This window comes from Bacillus sp. NPDC060175, from assembly GCF_042728695.1.
In the GTDB taxonomy this organism is placed as follows: Bacteria; Bacillota; Bacilli; order Bacillales; family Bacillaceae_G; genus Bacillus_A.
This window is the reverse complement of record NZ_JBHWYR010000128.1, coordinates 1-7,916: the sequence shown is the minus strand read 5'-3', so window position 1 is coordinate 7,916 and position 7,916 is coordinate 1. Positions and strand designations below refer to the sequence as shown.

The following is a 7,916-nucleotide window of genomic DNA, read 5'->3' as shown; positions in this document are numbered from 1 at the left end:
CATGCAGAATATAAAGACGGCTGGATGTCCTTTATTGTTGAACATCCAATCAAATAGATTGGCTTATGGAATTACAGGTTCCATAAGCTTTTTTTTATAAAATCTTAAGAATTCTTAAGGTTTTTACGGGGTGTTTTCTAATTTTCATAGTTTATCATGTATATATTGAAAGCGATGAGGTGAGTGAAGTAGATAAAGAAGAAAGTTTTCATTGTAGCTTTAAGGTGGATGCAACATGAAAATTTTATTAAAAGCAAATAAGAATAGCAACTTATTTTAAAGAAATGAAAAAACAAACGTAGGAGGATATATATGACGAAACCAGTTTTAGACGTGAAAAACATCCAAAAAGTGTACGGTAAAAAAGGTGAGAACCAATCACACGCGTTAAAAGGTGTTTCATTCTCAATTCAAGAGGGTGAGTTTGTCGGAATTATGGGACCTTCTGGTTCTGGTAAAACGACATTATTAAATGTAATTTCAACGTTAGATAAAGCAACGGGCGGCGTTGTTGAAATTGCAGGAACGGATATTACGAAAATGAAACAAGGTGAGCTTTCTGATTTCCGTTCACAAAAGTTAGGATTCATTTTCCAAGACTTTAACTTATTAGAGAACTTATCTATTTACGAAAACATCGCTCTTCCACTTTCACTTCAAGGTGTTTCATCACGAAATATTGGACCGAAAGTAGAAAAAGTAGCTGATATGTTAGGCATTTCAGCAATCCTTCAAAAGTATCCATCTGAAGTATCTGGTGGACAGAAGCAACGTTCAGCAGCAGCACGTGCGTTAGTGCATGAACCAGCAATTATTTTAGGGGACGAGCCAACAGGATCGCTTGATTCTAAAAATGCAACGAGTTTACTGGATGCGATGACAAACTTAAATAAAGAGCAAGGCGTATCTATTATGATGGTTACTCATGATCCATATAGTGCAAGTTACTGTCAGCGTATTTTATTCATTCAAGATGGTGAGCTATATAAAGAAATTTATCGCGGTGGTACACGTGAAGAGTTCTATAAAGAAATTTTAGACGTGCTTGCAAACTTAGGTACACAAAAAGCGTAAGGAAGGAAGTTCAATCATGTTATTTAAGCTTTCCATGTCAGGCCTAAAAAGTAAGTTGCAAGATTACATTGTCTTACTTGCTGGTCTTATTGTCTCTATTTCAACTTTTTATATGTTTCAAACATTAGCACTCAATAAGGCGTTCCTTGAATCTAACTCTTCTATTAGGGATATTGTGTCTGTATTTAAAATTGGGTCCTTTTTGTTAGCGTTTATCACATTTTTTTATATTTTATATGCAAACTCTTTCTTATCATCTCTTCGCCAAAAAGAATTTGGTATGTATATGATGTTAGGAGCAAAAAAGCATAAAGTTACCTTACTTATGTTTATCGAAACAATTATATTAGGTGCCGCATCTCTTGTGATTGGAATTACAGTTGGTGTAGGGCTCGCAGAAGGTATCGGTCAGTTACTAATGAAACAATTAGAACTTCCTGTTAGTGGTTTTCAAGCATTTTACATGCCATCTATGACGGTTACTTGCATCTTTTTCTTTGCATTATTTGTACTATCAGCAAGTATAAGTAGTATTAAGCTAGCGCGTTTTTCTGTATTACAACTTGTACATGCAGATGCACAAACAGAACGTGTCGCCATAAAAGGAAAAATGACAATTGTAGTTGCAATCCTTGGTGTGATTTTATTGGGTATTGGTTATGCATCACTAATCTATATGAAATATGCAAACCCGCTAATTGGTCTGGGATTAATGGCCGTTGGATTAATCACAGCAACCGTTGGTACTTACATGTTATTTGGATCATTTCTCCCAGTTATGATTAACAAGTTAAAGAGTAATAAAAAACGTAGTGAAAAAGGCCTCAATGCTTTTACTTTTGCACAATTAAATTTCCGCATTAATGGCCTAACAAATGTGCTTGCAACAGTAGCAATCTTAGTGGCTCTTGGCGCTGGCGGAATTGCGTGTGGTATGGCATTTAAAAACAACACCGGAGTAATTACTGATCAAAATCAAATTTACGATTCAGTCATTCATAATCCAACAGCGGAAGAAAAGAAAATTTTGAATGCAATCGTATTTACAGATAAGCTTGAATATCGTTACAAAATAGATGACCAGTATATTTATTATCTAAAAGAAGATTTAGAGAAAAATCGTCCTTTGGTAAACGATAGAAAAAATGGGAAGGCGATGAAAGTTTCAGAGGGAATTCCCACGGATGCATTTGCATTGTCAAGTCAATGGGGTAAAGATGATGGGAAACCAAAACAATGGAGCGACGCTTTCCAAACAATCCAGCCAAAGTATATATATCCTGATCATAAAGTAAAAATTGTAGACAAAAACATGTACCATAGTATAAAGGGTCGAGAAAGTACTGTGTTTATTGGGAAAACAGATGATTTTAAATCATATTTAAAAGAATGGAAACAACTTGACGAATTACAGTTAGCTAAATATACAAGTATGAAACCTGAAGAACTGAAGAGCAAATATCAAATGTATAATTCTCTTCATGGTATGTTAGGTGGATTGATGTTCATGGGCTTCTTCGTCGGAATTGCGTACTTAGCAATGATGGCAAGTTGTTTGATGTTTAAAGTTCTGTCTGGTGCATTCAAAGATTGTACACGTTATCAAATGCTTAGTAAAATCGGTGTTCGTCGAGAGTTATTAGCACAATCAATTTATAAGGAGTTATTCTTTGTATTCTTAGTCCCAGCAATTGTGGGTATTGTTCACGTATTAGTTGGTATGAACATGTTCAGAGTTCTTTTGCCTGATCCGTACAATCGTATTTGGGTACCAATTATTATTTTTGTAGTAATTTACTCGATTTACTATTTTATTACAGTTCAATTGTATAAAAGAATTGTTCTTCCAAAAGAAAATTAGTGTAATGATATTATTTATACGAAATATCAACATAGTTTGATCTTATTTATTGATCATTCTGAATAGATTTGGAAATAATAAATGGACTAGTACTACGGACCATAAACAATTTATTTTAGATTTAAGATTAAAAATTTATCTTTTATCTAAGAAGGGGCACGGCGACGATTATTACTTTTAGGAGCCATTGGCAAGTTTAAGTTAACAGAAATAGAATTCCGTTAACTTTTTATATTGATTTAAACAACATTTGTTTACGGAACTAATTTTTACAAGCTTTCTTTAAAGCTTGTAATGCTATAATCTCATAAATTAAAGTTTCACCCTAAAATCTATAATTTTTAATGAGTGGCCCGAAAAAGAAAGGACTGTTGCCGTATCCCATCACCATCAAGCTAATAAAAAGAAATGCCCCTAAAATGAAAAAATACGCTATTCTTTCTGTAGAATCATAGGAAAGGATGGCGTTTTTTTTGCTCTTAGTTTAAACCTTTCGCATAGTAAAAAGACATTCTTTATGGATGCCTCTTTACTTATTTTTTAATTCGGACCCTGTTTCCTTAAAATTCTTAATGAGAAAGTCAATGAAATATCTACTTGCTATAGGTAATACCCTTTTGTCTTTATAGGCCAAACTTATCGTGCGCTTAACAGATGGAGAGATTGATTTTGTTACAATATTATACGGACACCTATCTAAAACAAGTTCCGGTAAAATTGATATACCAAGACCTTGTTCAATCATAGACATAATTGCATAATCATCATGTACTCGGTATTGTATGTTAGGTTCAAGAGAATTTTCTTCAAAAATGGTTAATGCTTCATTTATTTCACCTTCATTTAAAAGTATGTAGGGCTCTTCTATTACTTCTTCCAATGAAATCTTGGTTTTAGGTGCTAAACAATGATTTGCTGGCAATACGACAAGCATTTCATCTTCTAGCAATGGAATGCTTGTTAATTTAGACACAGCTTCTGGATTAACAAAGCCAAAGTCTACGACTCCTTCTTTAATCCAATTACAAATAACTGTATATTCGCCTTGGTATATATCAAAATGAACAGCTGGGTACTGTTCCTTAAAATTTCTTATCAAATTCGGCAACCAGTGACATGCAACGCTAGAAAATGTTCCAATTCGAATAAGCCCACTTTGTAATCCTCTCATCTCTTTTTGTTTTTCTTGCAATTCTTTATGTGAATTGCTGATATTTCTAATATATGGTAGAAACTCTTCGCCATCTGGCGTAAGGGTAATTCCAGTTCGAGATCGCAAGATAAGAGTAGTTGATAGTTCTTTCTCTAATGAATTTACCATTTGACTAATTGCGGATTGGGTGTAGCCTAGTTTTTCTGCCGCTTTGGTAAAATTACCTGTTTCAATCACTTTAATAAAAGCATGATATATATTCATCAAATCGCTCCTTGTATTAGAAATTCTAATACTTTCATTATAAACATTCGTTTAACTAATGCAAATTTAGATGATAACATATAGCTCTACCACACAAACAGGAAAGGATAAAAACAAATGACACAAAAACAAGCAAATTTACTAATGGCTACAGTCTCTATAGGTTGGGGAACATCATATATTTTTATGAAACTTCTTGCAGATACAGCTTCTCCCTTCACAGTTGTATCCTTACGATTCGGGATTGCTTTTCTGATTATGATTATTATATTTAATAGAAAATTAATAAGTGTAAACACTAAACTATTGAGCTATAGCGCAATAGTTGGATTATTATTATGTGGGATTTTCATTTCACTTATGTATGGAATGAAAACAACATCTGCTTCTTCAGCCGGTTTTTTAACAAGTACAACTGTAATTTTAGTACCTGTTTTACAAACACTAATTACAAGAAAGCTACCACGTAAAGAGGTAATTTATGGGGTAATAACTGTTTCTATCGGTTTAGCATTACTTACTATTAAAGACGATTTTACATTTGCATTTGGTTCTATTTTATGTTTGTTAGCTGCTCTGCTTTATGGGATACACATTGTAATTACAAACTATTTTGTTCAAAAAGTAGATGCATTTCAATTGGGTATTTTTCAACTTGGCTTTGCATTTCTTTTTGCTCTCTTAGGAAATTTCATATTTGAAATGCCTGTATTACCTAGCGGAGTCATAGGGTGGTCCGCAATACTTGGTTTAGCTATTATTTGCTCTGCTTATGGTTTTGTGATGCAGCCAATTGCTCAAAAGTATACTACACCTGAAAGTACAGGATTTTTATTTTCTCTTGAACCAGTTTTTTCAGCAATATTTGCATTCATCTTTCTAAATGAAAACATGGGGGGACAAGGATACTTAGGTGCCTTGCTGATTCTAGCTGGTGTATTAATTGCAAATACGTCATTTAAAAAACAAATTGTATTGAAGGAGATCAAGCAATGAATATTTTAATTATCTACGCACATCCAGAACCGAAGTCTTTTAATGGAGCATTAAAGGATCTGGCGGTTTCAGAATTAACTTCTTTAGGTCATCAAGTCAAAGTATCAGATTTATATGCTATGAACTTCAAAGCTGTTGCAGATGGCGACGATTTTATCCAGCGAGAAAATAAAGAGTTTTTAAAATATGCAGTAGAACAAAAACAAGCAACTAAGACAAATAATTTTTCGGCTGATATTCAAGCAGAACAAGAAAAACTTCTTTGGGCAGACTTTGTTATTTTCCAATTTCCACTATGGTGGTATTCTGTTCCTGGCATTTTAAAAGGGTGGTTTGATAGAGTATTTGCTTCTGGATTTATTTATTCAAGAGATGAAAGATATGATACAGGTAAACTGAAAGGCAGAAAAGCGATGTTGTCTACTACAACAGGTTCCCCTAAACATGCTTATACACCATACGGAATGGATGGAGATATGCATGAGAAGATACTTTATCATATTAATCATGGCATGCTTTATTTTTCTGGTTTAGAGCCTGTTGAACCATTCATTGCCTGGACACCATCCCATAATGAAAAAGATCGAAAACGTTACTTAGAGGAATATAAAAAACGCATGCACAATATTTCTGAGATTCCTTCTATTCCATACCATCCTGCTTCTCATTATGACGAAAATCATCAACTAAAAGTAGAATATAGATAGCAATCTAGAAAAACTAAAAATAGTCAATTTCCTTTATATTAAGGAATCGACTGTTTTTAGGATGAATTTTTCTTAACTTGCGAAAACGTATAAAATCCAATTTGGATTGTTGGTAGTTCTTCTATAGGTATTATGGAGAAGTTGGGGTAGCACCACATCGCTATCAAGCTAAGCTTATGCAAAGTCAATTTTAGGCGAGATTGTTTCTTTTTTCTAAAGGGCAAGTGTAGGTGATTGAAAGATTTGCATACGAAATAAACCCTAACGGGTTTCACTTTTTTGAATTAAGCGGCTTGATTATCAGACATGGTACAATTGTAAACGACACCTAATATATCAAAGACCGTTTTTTTCTCATATCGATGAGATTTCCGCCCGTTTTGCTGTAGGAGATTGAACAGGCGAAGTAACACCTTTGATAGCTCTTGGGTGCTTTTTTGTATAGTTTGGAATAGAAGAAGAAAATAGTCTTTAATCATATATATGGCTTTATACTCACTAAGCTCTCGTTTTTTCTTCATGAGGAGCAATTGGCGCATTTGAAACATGATAGAAGAACAGAGTAGAATGGCAATCAATTGACCATATAAATGGCACTCCAATCGTTCTGGTTTTATCTTTTTACAATGATGAATTTGAAAGAATGACTTCCACGTTTTAAATAAAATTTCGATTTGCCAACGCAAAGAATACCAGTCATGTACCTGTCCCAACGGGACAATATCTGTAGGGGTGTTTGTCATATATACATTGATACCGCTGAGTCGTTTACTACGAGGAGAATACTTCATTCCTTTCTTTTTTTCTCTTACAGCTTGATCTTGTAATCGTTTTTGTTGCTGTTGTTTTGTTAATCGATGAACAATTACACGAGCTGGCACTTTATCAATCATTCCTACATAAGCATCAGCTATTTCACATGTTTGTCCTGGTTGAAGGGAGTTCATTAACGTCTCCATATCTATCTGTATATACTCTGTACCTTTCTTAATTCTTCCATCTTGAAAATAATCAGGGTTAGGATTTTTTTGATACATACGTGTATTCGACTTGATACGAGAGATATAGTAGGCCTCTTTATCTTGTATATATTGAAGGTCTTTTAAATGAAAATAACCTAAATCTCGGATACATAAATCATTGGCTGTCACATTTGGGGCACACAGAGAGCCGTAAGTGCGATCATGTTGTTTACCTGGACCTGTATGAGTATGAAGGAATTGTCCACTTAACAAATCATATTCAAGTTGGATTTTTATCCCAGCTGTATGGCTGCAGCCTCCTGCACCTGGATAAACCGATGAAAATACATCTGGGAGTTGAAATGCAGTTGAATCTAAAATACGAATACGCTTGAAAACAGAAGTGTATGGAGAAGAAATCGGCATAGATGCGGCCAATTTTTTGCTTAGTAGTTCGGCTAGTAGGCGTTGTAAAAGTTGGACGGCCGCCTTATTAAATCGTTGATTCAGTCCCTCAGGACTGATAAGTACTGCTGTTGATGCTTCTAAACAGCTAGATAACTGAGTTAAAGAAGTCATAGCTACATTTTGGCTCACCCATACACATAAAGCTACTAAATCTTTTGCTTGGTACTTACTGGTTCGTTGTACAAAACCAACATCTCTAGCAAGATTCCGTAAGGTATTTGGAGATAAAAAACTTTGAATCTCTTGAGCAAATAGTTGTAATTCGTCGGACACAAAAACAGACATAAAAAACACCAGCCTTTCCTATGATTCTACAGAAAGGATATCGTATTTTCATATTTGTAGGCTGGTTTTAGATACAAAAAATAATAGAAATGCAAAAAAATAGATATTAGTAATCTATATATGTCTTAATGTAAAATATATATTGC

The 7,916-nt window shown here is 34.0% G+C and carries 6 protein-coding genes; 4 read left to right on the top strand and 2 right to left on the bottom strand.

The window, feature by feature from the left end:
- Nucleotides 1-312 precede the first annotated feature (312 nt).
- A complete protein-coding gene (locus ACFWDE_RS28980) occupies nt 313-1,074 on the top strand; it encodes an ABC transporter ATP-binding protein (RefSeq protein ID WP_002069175.1) in 762 nt (253 codons plus the stop codon).
- A 16-nt stretch (nt 1,075-1,090) separates the two neighbouring features.
- Nucleotides 1,091-2,935 (top strand): FtsX-like permease family protein, encoded by a 1,845-nt coding sequence (locus tag ACFWDE_RS28975; RefSeq protein ID WP_377896207.1) that lies wholly within the window; start codon nt 1,091-1,093, stop codon nt 2,933-2,935.
- Between the two features lie 529 nt (nt 2,936-3,464).
- Here ACFWDE_RS28975 and ACFWDE_RS28970 read toward each other — a convergent pair.
- A complete protein-coding gene (locus ACFWDE_RS28970; RefSeq protein WP_377896206.1) occupies nt 3,465-4,352 on the bottom strand; it encodes a LysR family transcriptional regulator in 888 nt (295 codons plus the stop codon).
- A 117-nt stretch (nt 4,353-4,469) separates the two neighbouring features.
- Between ACFWDE_RS28970 and ACFWDE_RS28965 the strand changes: the two genes are divergently transcribed.
- Nucleotides 4,470-5,348, top strand: coding sequence for a DMT family transporter (locus ACFWDE_RS28965; RefSeq protein ID WP_377896205.1), 879 nt, complete (start codon nt 4,470-4,472; stop codon nt 5,346-5,348).
- Nucleotides 5,345-6,055, top strand: coding sequence for an NAD(P)H-dependent oxidoreductase (locus ACFWDE_RS28960; RefSeq protein WP_377896204.1), 711 nt, complete (start codon nt 5,345-5,347; stop codon nt 6,053-6,055). The genes ACFWDE_RS28965 and ACFWDE_RS28960 overlap by 4 nt, the downstream gene beginning before the upstream one ends.
- 284 nt (nt 6,056-6,339) lie before the next feature.
- Here ACFWDE_RS28960 and ACFWDE_RS28955 read toward each other — a convergent pair whose 3' ends face one another.
- A complete protein-coding gene (locus ACFWDE_RS28955) occupies nt 6,340-7,770 on the bottom strand; it encodes an IS4 family transposase (protein WP_377896203.1) in 1,431 nt (476 codons plus the stop codon).
- Nucleotides 7,771-7,916 lie beyond the last annotated feature (146 nt).